This is a genomic window from Paraburkholderia sp. EB58 (genome assembly GCF_050436665.1).
Taxonomy (GTDB): Bacteria; Pseudomonadota; Gammaproteobacteria; order Burkholderiales; family Burkholderiaceae; genus Paraburkholderia.
Genome location: NZ_JBNDMQ010000015.1, coordinates 18,373 through 34,892, shown reverse-complemented (window position 1 = coordinate 34,892; position 16,520 = coordinate 18,373). Strand labels below are relative to the sequence as shown.

General features: G+C 60.4%; 12 protein-coding genes and 3 pseudogenes. 7 read left to right on the top strand and 8 right to left on the bottom strand.

Translation table 11 applies throughout. The features are described 5' to 3' along the window. Positions 1-113: 113 nt before the first annotated feature. Positions 114-353 (bottom strand): annotated as a pseudogene (locus P3T40_RS22045) (alpha/beta hydrolase); the annotation flags it as partial. A 42-nt stretch (positions 354-395) separates the two neighbouring features. Between P3T40_RS22045 and P3T40_RS22040 the strand changes: the two are divergent. Beyond that, positions 396-1,128, top strand: a pseudogene (locus P3T40_RS22040) (IS6 family transposase). Here the strand turns inward: P3T40_RS22040 and P3T40_RS22035 are convergent. Then, positions 1,113-1,556, bottom strand: coding sequence for an AAA family ATPase (locus P3T40_RS22035; RefSeq protein ID WP_429269850.1), 444 nt, complete (start codon positions 1,554-1,556; stop codon positions 1,113-1,115). The pseudogene P3T40_RS22040 and the gene P3T40_RS22035 overlap by 16 nt on opposite strands. Before the next feature lie 185 nt (positions 1,557-1,741). On the opposite strand from P3T40_RS22035, the gene P3T40_RS22030 reads away from it, so the two are divergent. Both P3T40_RS22030 and P3T40_RS22025 read left to right on the top strand, forming a co-directional pair. Continuing rightward, a complete protein-coding gene (locus P3T40_RS22030) occupies positions 1,742-2,659 on the top strand; it encodes a cytosine permease (protein ID WP_429269966.1) in 918 nt (305 codons plus the stop codon). A 192-nt stretch (positions 2,660-2,851) separates the two neighbouring features. Beyond that, positions 2,852-3,802: a LysR substrate-binding domain-containing protein gene (locus tag P3T40_RS22025; protein WP_429269849.1), complete on the top strand. Its 951-nt coding sequence runs from the start codon at positions 2,852-2,854 to the stop codon at positions 3,800-3,802. A 2-nt stretch (positions 3,803-3,804) separates the two neighbouring features. Here the strand turns inward: P3T40_RS22025 and P3T40_RS22020 are convergent, their stop codons facing one another. Next, the gene (locus P3T40_RS22020) at positions 3,805-4,743 is read right to left on the bottom strand and encodes a LysR family transcriptional regulator (RefSeq protein ID WP_429269848.1); all 939 of its coding nucleotides are present in this window, start codon (positions 4,741-4,743) and stop codon (positions 3,805-3,807) included. 166 nt (positions 4,744-4,909) lie between these two features. Between P3T40_RS22020 and P3T40_RS22015 the strand changes: the two genes are divergently transcribed. The 3 genes from P3T40_RS22015 to P3T40_RS22005 all read left to right on the top strand — a co-directional run bounded on the left by P3T40_RS22015 (position 4,910) and on the right by P3T40_RS22005 (position 7,939). After that, positions 4,910-6,118, top strand: a complete 1,209-nt coding sequence (locus tag P3T40_RS22015; RefSeq protein ID WP_429269847.1) for an MFS transporter — start codon at positions 4,910-4,912, stop codon at positions 6,116-6,118. Positions 6,119-6,279: 161 nt separating this feature from the next. Further along, positions 6,280-7,518: an MFS transporter gene (locus tag P3T40_RS22010; RefSeq protein WP_429269846.1), complete on the top strand. Its 1,239-nt coding sequence runs from the start codon at positions 6,280-6,282 to the stop codon at positions 7,516-7,518. A gap of 151 nt (positions 7,519-7,669) precedes the next feature. Then, positions 7,670-7,939 (top strand): hypothetical protein, encoded by a 270-nt coding sequence (locus P3T40_RS22005; protein WP_429269845.1) that lies wholly within the window; start codon positions 7,670-7,672, stop codon positions 7,937-7,939. A gap of 19 nt (positions 7,940-7,958) precedes the next feature. On the opposite strand, the gene P3T40_RS22000 is transcribed toward P3T40_RS22005, so the two are convergent. The 4 genes from P3T40_RS22000 to P3T40_RS21985 form a co-directional block, all read right to left on the bottom strand. Further along, positions 7,959-8,909 (bottom strand): LysR family transcriptional regulator, encoded by a 951-nt coding sequence (locus P3T40_RS22000; RefSeq protein ID WP_429269844.1) that lies wholly within the window; start codon positions 8,907-8,909, stop codon positions 7,959-7,961. An 86-nt stretch (positions 8,910-8,995) separates the two neighbouring features. Next, positions 8,996-10,510, bottom strand: a complete 1,515-nt coding sequence (locus P3T40_RS21995) for an efflux transporter outer membrane subunit (protein ID WP_429269843.1) — start codon at positions 10,508-10,510, stop codon at positions 8,996-8,998. Then, entirely contained in the window at positions 10,510-11,799 is a 1,290-nt protein-coding gene (locus tag P3T40_RS21990; protein WP_429269842.1) for an efflux RND transporter periplasmic adaptor subunit, read from the bottom strand. Before P3T40_RS21990 ends, P3T40_RS21995 begins: the two co-directional genes overlap by 1 nt. Further along, positions 11,796-14,963 carry an efflux RND transporter permease subunit gene (locus tag P3T40_RS21985; RefSeq protein ID WP_429269841.1) on the bottom strand — a complete coding sequence of 1,056 codons (3,168 nt, stop codon included), beginning with the start codon at positions 14,961-14,963 and terminating at the stop codon, positions 11,796-11,798. The genes P3T40_RS21990 and P3T40_RS21985 overlap by 4 nt, the downstream gene beginning before the upstream one ends. Positions 14,964-15,598: 635 nt before the next feature. Between P3T40_RS21985 and P3T40_RS21980 the strand changes: the two are divergent. Then, positions 15,599-15,739 (top strand): annotated as a pseudogene (locus P3T40_RS21980) (DUF4148 domain-containing protein); the annotation flags it as partial. On the opposite strand, the gene P3T40_RS21975 reads toward P3T40_RS21980, so the two are convergent. Then, entirely contained in the window at positions 15,729-16,499 is a 771-nt protein-coding gene (locus tag P3T40_RS21975; RefSeq protein ID WP_429269840.1) for a response regulator transcription factor, read from the bottom strand. The pseudogene P3T40_RS21980 and the gene P3T40_RS21975 overlap by 11 nt on opposite strands. Positions 16,500-16,520 lie beyond the last annotated feature (21 nt).

The window sequence follows — 16,520 nt, the reverse complement described above, 5'->3', positions numbered from 1 at the left end:
GTCGGCGCCCATCCTCGCGCCCGATTGGTGGCCGCCGCAAGATGTAAGCCAACTTCGGCTCGGACGCGCCGGGAGCGGCTTGTGCTCTACAACAAGACACTCTGCGGGACGCTTCAGGAAGATGCTGCGAGGCGCGTGCCAAGCCAGGCGTGCAGCGCATGTATTTCTTCCGCGCACACTGAATGCGGCATCGGATACGCGCTCCAGTCGACCTTGTAACCTCGCGTGATCGCAAAGTCGCGTGCGGCCTCCCCTAACTTGATCGGCAACACGTCGTCGTATATGCCGTGCGCGGCAAAGATCGGCGTGCTACGGTTCGACGGGCCAAAGTGGCTGTCAATAAAGCTCGGCGAGGCACTGTCAGGTTGATGGGGAGGCGGCGGTAGAATGAATTGATGAAGAAAACGAAATCGCTTTATCACCGTCACCGCTTCCCTGCCGTCGTCATCAGCTGCGCGGTTCGGTGGTATTTCCGGTTCAGCCTTAGCCTGCGCGACGTCGAGGAGTTGTTGCTCGAGCGTGGTGTCGTGGTCACGTACGAAACGATCCGTTGCTGGTGCGACAAGTTCGGCGCCGAATTCGCCCGGTGCGCCAAAGCAGCGAGGCCCAGGGCGGGCAGCATATGGCATCTGGACGAGATGTTCGTGACACTGCGCGGTGAGCCGTATCTGTTGTGGCGAGCGGTCGACGAGTACGGTGCTGAGCTCGATGTGCTGGTGCAAAAAGCGGCGCGATAAGGCTGCGGCAAAGCGCTTCTTCCGGAAGGTGCTGCGTTCCAACCCGGTGCCGCGCAAGATCGTGACGGACCAGTTGCGCAGCTATCCAGCGGCGAAGGCTGACATTCCTGAGCTTGCTCATGTGAAGCACGTTTTCCTCAAGGCGGCTGCGCGTGTGAACAACCGTGCCGAGAACAGCCACCAGCCGACCCGCAGGCGCGAACGCCAGATGTGCGGCTTTCGCGATGCGCGTCGCACGCAAGCGTTTCTCTCATGTTTTGGCCCGATCCGGCAGCACTTTGCGCTGCCCAGACATCAGATGAACGCAGCAAGTCATCGTGCCGTACTTCAGGAACGCTTCGCCACATGGCATGGTTGGACTGTCACTTCCGCATCTCAGAAAGCTATGTAATAAGGATAACTACGCTTTAGCCAAACAGGTAGTCTACAGCCGTCAACTTGACAAAGCCTTTCCTGGGCTTCATCGATGAGAAGAAGGACCATTCCCATTTCGCAATACTGAGTCTCGTCGACTAGCGTGTGTGACAGGCGAGACCTAAGATCGTACGTCTCGCCGGTGGTGTTGCCGTTGCGCGCTGTCTCGAGGAAATGCTTGAAAAACGATCGCACCGACTCAACGCGATGATTAAATACGCTGTGCCTATACACGGGCAGGTGGGGGAAGTCTTCGCGGAACATTGCCTGTAACAGGCGCAATGCAAACGACTTGCCAAAGCCGCTCGGCGCGGTGACGCAGCAACCAGTTTCTCTAAGCAAAACTACCCTCTTCAGATCACGATAGAGTTCCTGGATAGGTGGAGTCTGCAGTGCGACATTCATCTTGATAAGCGGATGGCCGCCATCTCGCCGACGCCACCGTGCTGCGTGCCGCCGCCGCGTTCGAAGTCGCGCAGCCGTGGCGCCATATCCAGCCTCCCGTTGTCACCAACCTCAGTGCAAATCCAGCCGCAGGTTCCTGATCTTGTTCGTCCCGCCGTTTATGTCCGAACCCTGATGTTTTCCGCATCCATACTGCGTTCGGCTGGAAGGCCACAGCCGTGATCGTATTCGCGATGATTCTCTACGCCTTCATCACGTTCCTCGGCATCAAGGCGCTTTCCATCGTCGGCCTGATCGCGGTGCCCTTCTTTGTCATCATGGGTCTGGTGGGCGTGGGATTCGCCGCGGGAGAGCACGGCATTTCCAGCATCATGGCGTACACCGGAACCGCGGGGACGATGACCTTCGGTGGCGCGGTCACGATCGTCATCGCAGGCTTTGCGGACGCCGGCACGATGACGGCGGACTTCACGCGTTGGTCGAAGAACGGCCCGGAAGGCGTGCTCGCTTCTTTCACTGCTTTCCCCGTGGCCAACTCGATTGCCTTCCTGTTCGGCGCGGTCGTGGTGGCGGCGGGCGCGGCGGTCAACCCGGCGCAAAACGGCGGCGACTTCCTGCCGCTGTTGAGCGGACACGGGCCCGTGGTGTCGGTCCTGGCGTTGATATTCGTGTTCGTCAATTTGGGGTCGGTCTGTGCGCACTGTCTTTATAACGGTGCAGTCGGCTACAGCCATCTGTTCGGCAGCCGCATGCGCCTGATGACCCTGGTATTGGGCCTCATCGGCGGGTTGGCCGCGGTTGCGGGGGTCTGGAGTCTGTTCCCGTACTGGCTCAGCATGCTCGGGATGTTCGTGTCGCCGATCGGCGCCGTGATGATCATGGACCGACTGTTCTTCGGCAACGCGGGTAGAGTCGACGACGCCGAACCGTTCCATGGCAAGGCATTCGCAGCATGGGCGCTGGGCTCGATCGCGGCGACCATGGTGCACATGTGGGTACCGGAATACGGCGAAGCGCTGATTGGACCGGTCGTGGCTGGCGCGGCATTCGCGGTGCTCGGCCGCGGCCGCACTCAGCGCGCCGCGCTCAATCAATCGATCTGAACATGCAAGGTCGCCGATCCGGCGACCTTGCGATGATCTGCGAAGCCGATAGGTGGTTGCTGCGCCGCGTCGAACGCCTGCAAAACAAGCAAGCCTGGCGAAGGTTCCTACGCTCACGCGTCCGGACGCAAGTAAAAGAAAGTTTTACCCAATTGCAGTGCTTCCGATGGCCGCGTTCGTGGAAGATTCGAGATGTCCGTAACGTCTTCTCGCTCTCCTATGAACCAGCTTCAGGCAATGAGAATTTTTATGCGGGTCGTCGAGCTAGGCAGCTTTGCCAAGGTAGCCGAGCAGATCGACACGTCCACTTCGGCCATCACCCGGTACGTTTCCGGGCTGGAGGAGCGTCTGAAGGCACGGCTGCTCAACCGGAACACGCGGCACATATCGCTAACCGAAAGCGGCAAAGAGTACTACGAATCATGCCGCGACATTGTCCAGCGTCTGGATGCACTGGAATCCAATTTGCGAGAAACCAGTGGGGACGTCAGTGGTACGTTGCGCGTCGCCGCTTCGCTGACAATCGTGAACTCCGGACTAGCGCGAGTACTCTCGGGCTACAGGGCTCTGTATCCTCGCGTCAACTTCGACGTCACCGCGTTCGACGCACGCATCGATTTCGTGCAAGGTTCCTTTGACGTCTGCTTCTCTGAGGACCATCGGCTCGCCAGCTCGATGCTCATTTGCCGCCGCCTTGCGGTAATGAAGGAAATCCTCGTGGCATCGCCCACGTACCTTGCCGAGCGCGGCACGCCGACCACGCCAGACGCCCTGGTCGAGCACAGCTTGCTAGGCACTCCATACGAAACGCCGCGTACATGGACGTTCACCGACGGCAACAAGAGCCATCAGGTGGATGTGCGCTACGGACTCACAACCACGAACAGCCTGGTCGCACGCGAGGCCGTGCTCAGCCACATGGGCATTGCGCTGCTGCCCGCCTCGTTCGTCACCGAACATCTTATGCGTGGCACGCTCATCAGGCTATTCGAGCGCTTTAGCATCAACGGCGGCGCGCGTGATGTTTCTCTGTTTTATTCGGGCCGTGAAAACATGCCGCGCAAGGTACGCGCGTTCATCGACTACGCGGTCACCCAATACCGAACGTTTGGAAATGCAGCTGCGCTACGCGAAGTCGCGTAATTTCACCCGTTTGCCGCACCATTCGCTTCGCCGAAGCAGGACGTGCCCGCGAGCGGCCCCGTTTTCGTCGATTCGACCAGGTAGTCGAGGAAGGTCCGCACAGAGGGCGCCGTGCGTCGGGCGCGTTCAAAGAGCACATTCACGGGTGCATTCATTGGTTCGTAGTCTTGAAGGATGCGCCGCAGCCGGCCGCGCTTGAGGTCGTCCGCCACTTGCCACGACGGGGCGCGCACGATGCCCGCGCCGTCGATCGCCGCGGCCGCGAGCACGTCGAGCGCGTTGGCCCAGAGACGGCCCGTAATGCGGGCGGAATGGCGAGCGCCTGCGGACTTGAAGCGCCAATCGACGGGGCCAGGCTGGTCGGAGAAAACGAGGCAGTCGTGCTGGCGCAGCTCGTCAGGCGAGCAAGGCGCGCCGCGGCGCTCGATATAAGACGGCGCGGCGCAAACGATCATGCCCACGTCACCGAGCTTGCGTGCCACGAGCGCCGAATCGGGAAGGCGGCCCACCCGAATCGCGAGGTGGATGTCTTCCTCTACCAGATTTACCGAGCGGTCGATCAGCAGCAGCTCGACCGAAACTGCGGTGTGGCGGGCAAGGAAGTACGGCAAGAGCGGCGCGATGACGGTTCGGCCGAGCAGCGTGGGCGCAGCGATGCGCAAACGGCCCGCCGGCTCGCTGCGGCCCGCGCCGAGCAACGTGCCCACTTCATCCAGCTCCGCGAGGATCGACTTCGCGCGCTCGAACAACAGGCGCCCCTCGTTCGTCAGTGCAATGTGCCGTGTCGTGCGCCGCAGCAACTGTATGCCGAATTGTTTCTCGAGCGCCGACAAGTGTCGGCTCACCGAAGTCAGCGACATAGGAATCGCACGTGCGGCGGCAGACAGACTGCCGCCTTCCACCACTCGGACAAACACATTCATCGCGTCGAATCGGTCCATTAGTCACCCTTCCTCAAATCGCAAGAATCCTTACCGTTTTATGACCGTACTCCCGATTTAAGAAATAGTCTACATTCAGCTTTGAGCAAACCGCAAAAGCCCGCACGCGACGCCTCGGATCGAGTGCGCGAGCACTTCGAAAATTTCCAGCGAAGGAGGGACGCAGATGAAGCAATCGATCTACTGGGTCATGGCACTCGCAGCCGGGCTCGTTGTCGCCAACAACTATTACAACCAGCCGCTGCTCGTCGATTTCGCGCATACGTTCAGGGTTACCGAAGGTCAGGCCGGCGCGATTTCCATCGCCGCGCAGGCAGGTTATGCGCTCGGCCTGCTCTTCTTCATTCCGCTCGGCGACAAGGTTGAGCTTCGCAAGCTCTTCACAGTCACTTTGGCAGCGGCCGTCGTCGCGCTCGTCGCGATGGCGGCAGCGCCCACGCTGCCTTGGGCCGTGGCGGCGAGCTTCGCCGCGGGCATGGCAAGTGTGGCACCGCAACTGCTCACGCCTTTTGCGGCACAGATTGCAGGACCCCAAGGCCGCGGCAAGGCCGTCGGCATCGTGATGTTGGGCCTGCTTTGCGGCATCCTCGTCTCTCGCACGGTATCGGGCGCGATCGCTGCGTATTTCGGATGGCGCGCCGTCTACGCCTTCGCGGCAGTCGCGATGGTGGCCGTTGCCGCCATCCTTGCGCGCGTGCTGCCACGCGTCGAGCCGACCTTCTCGGACAGCTATCGCGTGTTGATGCATTCGCTGTTTGCGTTGCTGCGCGAGGAGCCCGTCGTACGGCAGACCGCTTCGATCGCGGCGTTGCAATTTGCCGCCTTCAGCGCCTTCTGGACGACGCTCGCGTTTCACCTGCACGCCCTCAACGCCCATTACGGCAGCGAGACGGCCGGATTGTTCGGCCTCGTCGGTGTCGCCGGCGCAAGCGCGTCCTATGCTGTTGGAAAGTTGGCCGATACCCGCGATCCGCGCCGTGTCATTTTCGCCGCCAGCATTGTCTTCATCGCCTCGTATGTGCTGCTTACCTGGAAAGGCGCGAGCATCGGCGGGTTAATCGTCGGCGTGATCCTGCTCGACCTCGGCTTGCAAAGCTCGCATGTCTCGAACATGGCGCGCAACCTGGCGGTTCGGAGCACTGCGATGAGCCGCGCCAACACGCTTTATATGACGATCCGCTTTGCGGGCGGGGCGATCGGCGCCGCGCTTGCCAACTATGCGTGGAGCCTATGGCATTGGACAGGCGTGTGTGGCGTTGGGCTCGTCTTTGCCAGCGCCGCGATGCTGCCGCAGATCATTCCCGTGTTCGGTCAGCGATCGCTTACGGCGGAACGCGAGAAAAGCGCCGACCCTATGGGGCGTGAAACGCGATAGGTGAGAGCCGCAGCCCGAGTTGGCGTGCTGCGCCTAGTCTGTCGGAACAGCAAGATTGCGCGGACCAACAGAGATTTCAGACGTCTGAACTTGTAGGTGAAAGACTTCTCGCGTGCGCCATATCACCATGAAGGTCCCTGTACTTCGTCGTGAGTCTGGACATGTCACAAAATATGGTTGGTCGGGAATCTCGGGCGCAGTCCGCCGCCCTTGAAGAGCCTGCGTTAACACATCAGCTGGATACTTCACTGCTGATGGTGATGGCGGTCGCCTGCGGTGTCTTCGTCGCAAATATTTATTTCAACCAGCCGATCCTGGAACTATTGCAGCAGGCTTTCCCGCGATCAGTTAGCCTGATCAACCTGGTTCCAACGGCTACGCAGCTGGGTTTCGCCTGCGGTCTGTTTTTTCTGGTCCCCTTGGGAGACCGGATTGATCGGAGAAAATTGATCCTTTGGCAAGCGGCAGTGTTAATCGTGGCATTGGTAGGCCTTGCTGCAGCCCCGAATGCCTGGTCGCTGGTAATCGCTTCAGCGGTAGTAGGTGTTTCAGGTTCCGTTGCCCAACAAATCGTACCGTTCGCGGCAGAACTAGCCGCATCCAATCGCCGTGGCCAGGTCGTCGGTACCGTGATGAGCGGTGTGCTCTGCGGCATTCTACTGGGTAGGGCCGTCGGCGGATTTACTGGCGATCACTGGGGCTGGCGTGCCACGTTCTGGCTAGGGGCCGCGATGAGCGCAATTGTATGGTTAATGTTGCTAATCAGACTCCCACACAGCGAACCCAAGACAAGCCACAGCTACTTTGGCCTGATGAAGTCACTCATGGAGTTGTGGCGAGAGGAACGGTCACTGCGCCGTGCAACGTGCATTCAAGCCGCGCTGTTCGGTTCCTTTATTGGGCTATGGACAATTCTGGCATTGCGTCTGCACGCGGCCTTCGGCTTGGGAGCTGATGTGGCAGGCCTTATGGGGATCGTTGGTGCAGCCGGTATTCTGATTGCCCCACTTGCTGGCCGTGTCGCTGATCGTCGTGGACCCCATGCCGTTATCGGGCTTGGTTGCCTGATCATGCTGCTGTCATATGCGGTTCTGGGTCTTTGGGGCAGCCTCGTTGGCCTGATCGTCGGCATCATCCTGTTGGATTTCGGTGAGCAATCGGCTCTCATCTCCAACCAACACGTGGTGTACGCACTTCGACCGGAGGCAAGAAGTCGAATCAACACGCTATTCATGAGCGGCATGTTTGTAGGCGGCGCCGCGGGTTCCTGGGGAGCAAGTATCAGTTGGCGACTCGGCGGATGGAATACAGCGTGCGTATTCGGCGGCACATTGGCGTTGCTCGGGTTTGCTCTTCACTTTTCCGGAAGACTTGCTGCTTACGGAAACACCAAGGGTTGAAACGTCGACAGTGGCCGGAAGCCTGATGCTCTCTTGCCCGGCCGCTGTCAAGTCAAGAAGCAAACCCGAGGAATTCGGCGGTCGGGCTCGATCGCAAACAAGTGCATGCCTTTCCAGTGAAGGCCTCGAACTTATCAGGAACCTTTCATTCATGAACTCCCCGCACTTTTCTGGTACTCATGGCACGTTGTCGTTACTGACGGAAATTGATCCGCAGACAGAGACGATTAACCGTACGATGCACCTCGAAGCTTCAGCCGATGGTCGCAGCGTGCTCCTGGTCGCGCTAGATACGAATAAGCTTGGCACTCAGCGAGAATGGCGTCTCGAGATTACGCCGGAAGACCTTATCGCGCTGATTCGCGCGCACGGTACAGAGGTATCCGGATACCTTGTCGACTTCGAGGTTCAGGTGCGTTAAGCAGGCACGATCATTCAGGTCAACGGGCCTGAACTACTGTAGAGAGCGAGCTTGCCACTACGCGCAGGTCAACCGCTTCCACCCTAGCGAGATAACGAGTGGCCACAAAGTCAACGAAACTACGAACCTTCATCGAGAGGTAGTTGCGTCCGGAATAGACGATTGAAACCTGCTGTGGTTCGTTGGCGATATCAAATTGACCGAGCACCTCTCTTAGTGAACCGTTTGCGAGGTCATCGGACACAAGCGACCGCGGCAGGAATGCAATTCCCATGTGTGCAAGCGCTGCTTCACGGACCATGGCGCAGTTGGTCGAGTTCAATATGCTTCTGAGCGTAACCGGGGAGTGGGTTGATTCGTCGACAAATTGCCACGGTCGAGAGCCATCACACACCGTTAGCAAGTCATGGTGAACCAATGTTTTCGGTTCGGTTGGGGTTCCGCGCCGGGAGAGGTATGTCGGTGACGCGACGGTTATGTCTTTCACAGACATCAGGCGGCGAGTGACGAGGGACGCGCCCACCACATCTCGGCTCGACGTAAAGCACACGTCGAATCCACCTTCAATCATATTGACATGAGTGTCACAGATGGTCACTTCGAAGTCGACTCGCCCGTTAATGGATCGATAGGCGGCGAGCAGGCTCCCGAGCTCTCTCGATGCAAAGAGCACCGGAGCCGCGAGCCGAAGCACGCCGCTTGGGTCTCGAGCGGCGCGCTTCAGATCGGCGTCGACCTCATCGAGTTTCTGAATGATCTCCCTGCACCCGTCGAGATAGAGGCGCCCTGCATCAGTGAGGGAAAGGCTTCTCGTGGATCGGGTCAGAAGCCGCATCTTGAGCTGAGACTCAAGCGTGCTGATCAAACGGGTAACGGCCCCCGGCGAAAGGTTCATCTGTCGTGCAGCGAGAACGAAGCTCCCCAGGTCAACGACGCGGACGAAGACGCGCATGGCTTGAAGTTGATTCATGGTCGCTTCGAAGTGAGTTGATGGGTCGCTTTCACACTGAATAGCCGTCCCGCCGGTTGTCAGGCAAAGCGGGGCGGCTCACGTGCTTAATCCGGCTCGCTAACGTCGCCTGGCGAGTGGTGCAGCGCAAGCGGGTTGAACGGGATGGTCTGTTTCTGGGTGGGCAGATCCGCCGTGCTCCAGCCGCCGCCCACTGCACCGATCAGCCCGACAGCTGCCTGTAATTGGCGGCTGTGCACCTGAACGGTCGCAAGCTCGCTGCTCAGTGCCGCGACCTGCGCGACCGTCACATTAAGGTAGTTGTCCAGACCGTTGGTATAAAGACTTAGCGCGAGGTCCTGCACCTTGAGCGCGGACGTAAGCGCTTCTTGCTGCTGGCCATACTCCGAGGCGAGCTTGTTCGTCAGCACGAGTTGGTCTTCGACCTCGCGAAACGCCTGCAGCACAGTCGCGCGGTAGTTGTCCCCGGCCTGGACGAACGCGGAGCGGCTTTGCTGTTCTTCGGCTCTGCGCAGTCCACCTTCGAACAGTGGCAGCACACCCGTCGCGCCGATCGACCAGAGGCTGTTGGACAGGGTACCAAGTCCGCCGAAGGCGTCGTTCTCGAACCCTCCATTGGCGCCCAACTGGATGTTCGGATAGAACGCCGCGCGCGCGATGCCGATCGCGGCGTTTTCCGCCGCCATTCGCCGCTCGGCCTGTGCAATATCCGGCCGCCGTTGCAGCAGCGCGGACGGCACGCCGGCCGGAATCACGGGAATCGTCAGGTGTGCCAGGTCCTCTGGGGGCAGGCTGAAGGTCGACGGATTTTCGCCGGCAAGCACGGCGATGGCGTGTTCAAGCACGGCTCGCTGCGCCTCTATGTCGGTATCGGCCGCCTGTGCCGAAGAGAGCTGGTTTTGCGCACGCTCAACATCGAGACCTGCCGAGATCTTCCCGGCATAGCGTAGCTGCGTAATCTTGAGTGCGTCGCCGTAATAGCCGAGCGTTTTCGTATAGACGGCATGCTCGGAGTCGAGCGCGCGCAGCGCCATATAGTCGTTGGCCAGTTCGACTTCGAGACTCAACCGGGCCGATGCGACCATCGCAGCGGTGGCCTGGGCGTTGGACTTTGCGTAGTTCGTCCGGTTCCGGATCTCGTCCCAGAAGTCCGGCTCCCACGTCAGGGCTGCCCCGTAACCGACCGACGGTTCCACATTCGCCCCGCCACCGTTGACGCGGAACAATCGGTCCTCGGACTGGCGATTCTGCGTGGCATAAGTCTGGGCGCTCAACTGCGGAAACAGCTGCGAGCGGGCCTCGCCCACGATGTCGCGCGCCTGGGTATAGGTCTCTTCAGCCGCCTGAAGATCGGGGTTGGCCGCGATCAGGCTGGCTTCGAGACCATTGAGCTTTTCATCGCTGAACATCTTCCACCAGTCACCTTGCGCGAGCTGGGCTTCCGGACGCGCGAGCCCGAAGGGTCCCGTACCCTTGTAACTGGCCGGCAGCAACATTTGTGGCGCCTTATAGGGCGGCGCAAGGTTGCAGCCGGCAAGCGGCATGAGCAACGCCAGGAGCGTGGCCCCTGCAAGGCGGCGAGCAGGTTTGAAGTCACGCATCATTTCGGCTCGCTTTCGGCAGTTGCGACCTTGGCCGGCTGATCCCCGCCTGGATGCGCCGCCGGCTCAGATGCCGTGGTCGGGGACGCCGTTTCCGGCGCGACTCCCGGTACACCGCTGACGACTTGCACTTTTTCTCCTTCGAGCGTGCCCGCGGAAGGATTGACGAGAAAACGATCGGTGGCTTTCAGGCCCGAGAGCACCTGAACGTTCTGGCCGAGATTCAGCCCGAGCTTGACGTCTTGCAGATGCACCCTGTTGTTGGCGTCGATGAGCGCCAGCTGCATGCCCTGGTCGCGGAACAGCAACGCCTGCTCGGGTGCGACGAGCACGTTATGGTCCGCTGCCGCGACAAAGTGAACAGTCGCATAGGTGCCTGGCCAGAGCAGATGATCCGGGTTTTGCGCCACCAGTTCCGTCACGACGGTGCGCGTCTGCGGATCGAACGCGTTAGCGGTCGTCAGAAGCGTTGCCTTGAACTCGCGGCCCGGATACTGGGCCAGCGTGAAGGTCGCCTCGAGGCCCGGCTTCAGCATGTCCGCGTAGTCCTGCGGCACGGAGACGAAGAGCCGCATCTCGTGGATATCCGCGACCGAGAACATCTCATCCGCCGTCCCCGTCCCCCGGGCGCTGACATCGCCGCCTGCAGCATTGACGTAGTTGCCTATGTCGGTGTCGCGCGAGATGACCACGCCGTCGAACGGTGCCACGATACTCTTGAACTGTTCCAGCGCGCCGTAACGCGCGACCTCATGGGCCGCTGCTACCACCTCGGCCTTTTGCGCCGCGGCAGCGGCGACCTTGACGTCCACCTCTTCCTGCGAGACGGCTTCCGTGCCCGCCAGTGACTTCCAGCGCTGCGCGGTCACGTCGGCAAGCGTGCTGTTGGTTTTCGCCACATCGAGATTGGCGGCCGCCGTCTGGTACTGCTCGTCGACGGTAGGCGTGTCAATCGTGGCGAGCAACGTTCCGGACTTCACAAACGCGCCGTAATCCACGTACCACTTGTGCACGTACCCGCTGACCTGGGCATAGATCGGCGCGGTGTACCAGGCCTTGATGTTGCCGGGTAGCGTGATCGCGCGCGTGGCAGGCCCCGGCATGGGCACCATGACCTGCACCTGGGGTACGGACTCGTCGTCGGCGAGCGTCTTGAGATTCGTGACATTGTCGTGACGCTCGACGATGCCGTAGACGACAAGGCACCCAAGGACGACAGCGGCGATCGCAGCGATCAGTTTAGGTCGAATTCGGCGCGTGTCCGCAACTTCGCGATTTACTACGTTCATAGATGAGACTCCGTGGCTTTTTTATCGGTGCGATGCATCATCGCGAATACGCAAGGGACGAAGAGCAGAGTGGCGAACGTCGCGACAAGAAGTCCGCCAATGACGGCTCGTCCGAGCGGCGCGTTTTGCGTATTGCTCATGGACATGGGCAGCATCCCGATGACCATAGCGAGCGCGGTCATCAGAACCGGGCGGATCCGGGCGTAGCCGGCTTCGATGGCTGCGGTGATTGCATCACCGTGTTCCGCGAGGCGCTCACGGGCATAGGACACAACCAGGATCGAGTTGGCCGTTGCCGTACCCATACACATGATCGCGCCGGTGAGCGCCGGCACTGAGCCGTTCGTATGCGTGAGAAAGAGGCTCCAGACGATGCCGGCTAGCGCGCCTGGCAGCGCCGTGATGATGATGAACGGGTCTAGCCATGACTGGAAATTAACGACGATCACGAGATACACCAGCAGGACGGAAAGCGCCAGCCCTTCCAGCAGTTGTATGTAGGCGGTGCTCATCGTCGTAGCCTGGCCGCGCAGGTACACGCTCGCGCCGTGCGGTAGCTGCGAATTCATCTGCTTGACGACCTGTTCGACCTGATCGAAGACGGTACCGAGGTCGCGTCCCTGGTTGCTAGCGTAAATATCGATCGCGGGCAGGATGTTGTAGTGAGAGACCAGCAGCGGCGTACCCGTTTGCGTCATGGTGCCGAGCGCACCAAGCAACTGCGAGTGCTGGCCGCCGGGGTCCCCGTTGCCTGCATCGACCGGAATCGTCTCGAGGTCGTTCATCGACGCGAGCTGGTCCTGCGGCGTCTGCAGGTTGACGAGGTGCGAGACACCCGTGGTCGTGTCGAGCCAGTACGTCGGCGCCGTCTGCCCGCTGCCGGACAGGGTCGCAAGCGCGTTATTGGCGATGTTGGCTTCGGACAGGTTCATGCCGGAAGCAAGCGAACGATCCGCCTCAACCTTGATCGTCGGTTCATTGAACGCCTGTTGGATGTGGACGTCGGCAATACCGGGAATCTTGCTGAGGCGTGCCACGATCTGCTGCGCGTAAGCCATGTTCTCCGCTTGTCCACGCCCCGAGACCTGCACGTCGATCGGCGCGGGCAGGCCGAAGTTCAGGATCTTTGCGGTAATGTCGCCCGGCAAAAAACTGAACACCGTGCCCGGAAAGAGCTTCGGCAGTTCGCGGCGCAGCTTGAGCCGGTAGTCGTCCACCGGCGAGTGCTCATTCTTCAGGCTAACGGTGATGTCGCAATCCTGCGGGCCGATCGCGCCGTCCGAGGTATAGGCCAGGTTAATGCTGCTTACGGGCAACCCGCAGTTGTCGACCACATTGGTGACCTGGCCCGGCAGAAGCTTCCTGATTTCGCCATTGACGAGCACGGAGATCTTCGATGCATCTTCGAGTCGCATACCGATCGGCGCGCGCATATGCATGTCGATTTCGCCGGACTTGATGCTCGGGAAGAAGTCGCGACCGAGGAAAGTGAGCAGTCCCATCGACGCGACCGCGAAGGCGACGAAACCCATGACAAAGCGCTTGCGATTAATCACCGCGGCGGTCAGCACGTCGCGGTATCCATCGCGAAACTGCGTGAAGCTGCGCTCGAAGCCTCGCTGAAACCGGGTGAAGAAGCCAGCATTGGCGTCGTGTTCATGCCCATGCCCATGAGATTTCACCTGGCCGCGCAGCAGCCACGCGGCCATGGTCGGCACCAACGTACGCGAGAGGACGAACGAAGCGAGCATCGCGGCGATGATGGCTTCGGCGAGCGGCCGGAACAGATACCCAGAGATACCGCTCAACTGGAACAACGGCAGCCAGACGATACAGATGCACAGCGTCGCGACGAGCGTCGGCACAACGATCTGGTTTGCCGCCGTAATAATCCCCGGCTCTAGCTCGGCGCCCGCCTCGAGGTGAGAATCGATGTTTTCGATCATGACGGTCGCGTCGTCGACCAGAATACCCACCGCGAGCGCCAGGCCCCCGAGCGTCATCACATTGATCGTCTGCCCGGTGTAGTGCAGCACCAGGATCGAGCACAGGATCGCAAGCGGAATCGAGGTCGCCACGATCAGCGTCGAACGCCAGCTGCCGAGAAAGAGCAGCACGATCATGCCGGTCAGCAGCGCTGCGGTGATCATTTCCTGAACCACTTCGAGCACTGAGTCGCGCACGAACCCCGAGGCATCGTTAAGCGGTGTGATCTGCACGCCCGCCGGCAACGTCCGGATCACGCCGGGCAGCGCCTTCTTGATGCCTGCCACCACCGAAAGCGTCGACGCGTTGCCGCTCTTGAAAATCTGGATCAGCACTGACTGCTTGCCTTTCACCAGCACCGCGTTAATCTGCGGCGGCGCGCCGCGATGCACGTAGGCGACGTCGCGCAGATAGACGGTCGCTCCGTTCACCGTCTTGATCGGCATGCTGTTGAACGTCGGCACCTCGATAGGCGTCGAATTCGTCTGCACCATGAAGTCGAGTGCGCCGATCTTCTGGTCACCCGCAGGCAGCACCACGTTCTGCGCACTGAGCGCCGCCCCTACGTCTGCGGCCGTGAGGCCGTGCGCAAGCAGCTTGCTCTGGTCCAGATCGATCTCGACGTTGAGCGTTGTGCCTCCGTACGGATTCGGAATCGAAACCCCCGGCACGGACACCAGTTGCGGGCGGATCAGGTTGGCTGCCATGTCCCACAACTGCGCGGACGTCAGGTTCGCCGCCGAGACCTGAAGGTCCAGCACCGGGACCGAGGACGCGCTATAGACGAGCACCTGAGGCGGCGTGATGCCCGCCGGCATCTGCTTCAGCACGGTCTGCGAGATCGCTGTGATCTGGGATTGGGCAGCGGCGACGTCGGTGCCCGGCTGAAAGAAGATCTTCACGATGCCGGCACCGTACAGGGACTGGCTCTCGATGTGCTCGATGTTAGCCACAGTCGCGGTCAAGGCGCGCTCGTAGTAATAGACCACACGGCCGGACATGTCCTGCGGGGACAATCCGGTGTAATTCCACACGACCGCGACCACCGGAACGCGGATGTCGGGAAAGATATCCGTCGGCGTCTTCAATACGGCCATCGCGCCGAACAGGACGATGAGGATGCTCATCACCACGAAGGTGAGGGGGCGGCGCAGGGCAACCAGAACAATGGCGTTCATTTGAAAGTGTCGATGTCGGATGGGGCATTGCGTCGGCGCGGCACCAGGGCCATGCATTGACGTACTAGGTGCGATATCTCGGCGCGCATAGGCCGCAGTCCTACGTAGACCAGTGCGCCTCTAGTCCGGAAACGTGCAAGGCGATGGCCAAAGAGGACACGTCGAACTGCTCGACGACCCGCGTGAAATGCCTGCAGCTGATTCATAGGAGAGCGAGAAGAAGTTACGGACATGTTGCATCTTCCGCGAACGCGGCCGTAGGAAGCAGTTCAATCAGGTAAAACTTTCTTTTACTTGCGGCCGGATGCGTTGGCGCAGGAACGTCTGCCTGGCTATCTGGACTACGCAGCGATCCTCGGTGCGCGGAGTGGTTAAATTTTCTTTACGGCTTTATTGCTATCGCTATACCGGCGAAGTCCCATACTTATAAACAGATAAACCGAATTCTCTGTTTTGTGGATTACATATTTTCTCCGTTCCAGTAACGATTGAAATGAAATACGCCTATTGGATTGTCACCCTGCTCGGCTGCACGGCTTTTGCCTCAGCCTACGCCCAGGCACGCTCCTGCCCTGCATTGACCGCTAACGGCGAGGCTCAGATCGCGGTAAGCGAGGCGTGCTCCAAACGACAAGGAGGCCGCACCAAAGACGCGGGCGCAGATCTATCCCGAACTGGTGCAGGCAGAGCGTGACGGCCAGCTGGCCACACGGCATCGAGTGGATGGGTTGGCACTGCTGACTACTGCGCCCGGTATTTCGGAAATTAAGCGGTAACGGCACGGTCCAATATCGGGGACGTGCCTGACAGCGAGGCATCGAACGTTTGACGCGACCCTGTTGCCGGCCGGCGCTCCCCGCTTATGGCGAGCCGATAGCCATACCGCTTGATGGTTTCGATCTGCACCCACGGCAGACGTCGTTCAATCTTTTGGCGCAATCGCGTAACGGCAACATTGACGTTCGAACGGCCGACATGCTCCGCATCAGGCCACGCATAACGGATCAACTGATCGAGCGCGACCGGGGAAAAGAAGTGTCGAATCAGGCATTCGAGAAGGAGGTATTCGAGTCGAGTCACGGCCACACGCTCTTCGCCCGCAATCAGCACATGCCGGACCGGATCCAGCTTCAGGCCATGCTGTGCGACCTGCGACCGCGGCAGTCGCGTCTCTCTTAAGCGTTGTAATGCATGCAGCCGCTCGTGCAACTCGATGAACGACAATGGCATGCAGAAGCAGCCCGCCGCACCGGCGTGAAGCATGCGAACACGGTCGGCCGGCGCCGATTGACCGATCATGGTGACGACGGCCGCCGGCCCCGCTGCGCTCGCCAGGACGCCCAGTGCGGCGACTAGTGTGTCCTGGGCCTGAGGATCAAGTGCTGTGACAACGACGGCGTCGAACACTTCCTGCTCCGCCAGCAGGATGCCGTCTGGCAAGTCCTCGGCACGCTGCAGGCTATGCCCGCTCTCATGAAGCGCATCGAATAGCCACGCTGAATACGGATGCCGACAGGGAATGAACAATGTGCGCATAAAAGGGGCAAACTCCGAAAA

What these genes read in the sequence shown, in the direction of transcription:
- P3T40_RS22020 (WP_429269848.1), bottom strand. Translation starts at nt 4,743, where the DNA reads ATGGACCGATTCGACGCGATGAATGTGTTTGTCCGAGTGGTGGAAGGC.
- P3T40_RS22025 (WP_429269849.1), top strand. Translation starts at nt 2,852, where the DNA reads ATGTCCGTAACGTCTTCTCGCTCTCCTATGAACCAGCTTCAGGCAATG.
- P3T40_RS22015 (WP_429269847.1), top strand. Translation starts at nt 4,910, where the DNA reads ATGAAGCAATCGATCTACTGGGTCATGGCACTCGCAGCCGGGCTCGTT.
- P3T40_RS22035 (WP_429269850.1), bottom strand. Translation starts at nt 1,556, where the DNA reads ATGAATGTCGCACTGCAGACTCCACCTATCCAGGAACTCTATCGTGAT.
- P3T40_RS22005 (WP_429269845.1), top strand. Translation starts at nt 7,670, where the DNA reads ATGAACTCCCCGCACTTTTCTGGTACTCATGGCACGTTGTCGTTACTG.
- P3T40_RS21990 (WP_429269842.1), bottom strand. Translation starts at nt 11,799, where the DNA reads ATGAACGTAGTAAATCGCGAAGTTGCGGACACGCGCCGAATTCGACCT.
- P3T40_RS21985 (WP_429269841.1), bottom strand. Translation starts at nt 14,963, where the DNA reads ATGAACGCCATTGTTCTGGTTGCCCTGCGCCGCCCCCTCACCTTCGTG.
- P3T40_RS22010 (WP_429269846.1), top strand. Translation starts at nt 6,280, where the DNA reads ATGTCACAAAATATGGTTGGTCGGGAATCTCGGGCGCAGTCCGCCGCC.
- P3T40_RS21995 (WP_429269843.1), bottom strand. Translation starts at nt 10,510, where the DNA reads ATGCGTGACTTCAAACCTGCTCGCCGCCTTGCAGGGGCCACGCTCCTG.
- P3T40_RS21975 (WP_429269840.1), bottom strand. Translation starts at nt 16,499, where the DNA reads ATGCGCACATTGTTCATTCCCTGTCGGCATCCGTATTCAGCGTGGCTA.
- P3T40_RS22000 (WP_429269844.1), bottom strand. Translation starts at nt 8,909, where the DNA reads ATGAATCAACTTCAAGCCATGCGCGTCTTCGTCCGCGTCGTTGACCTG.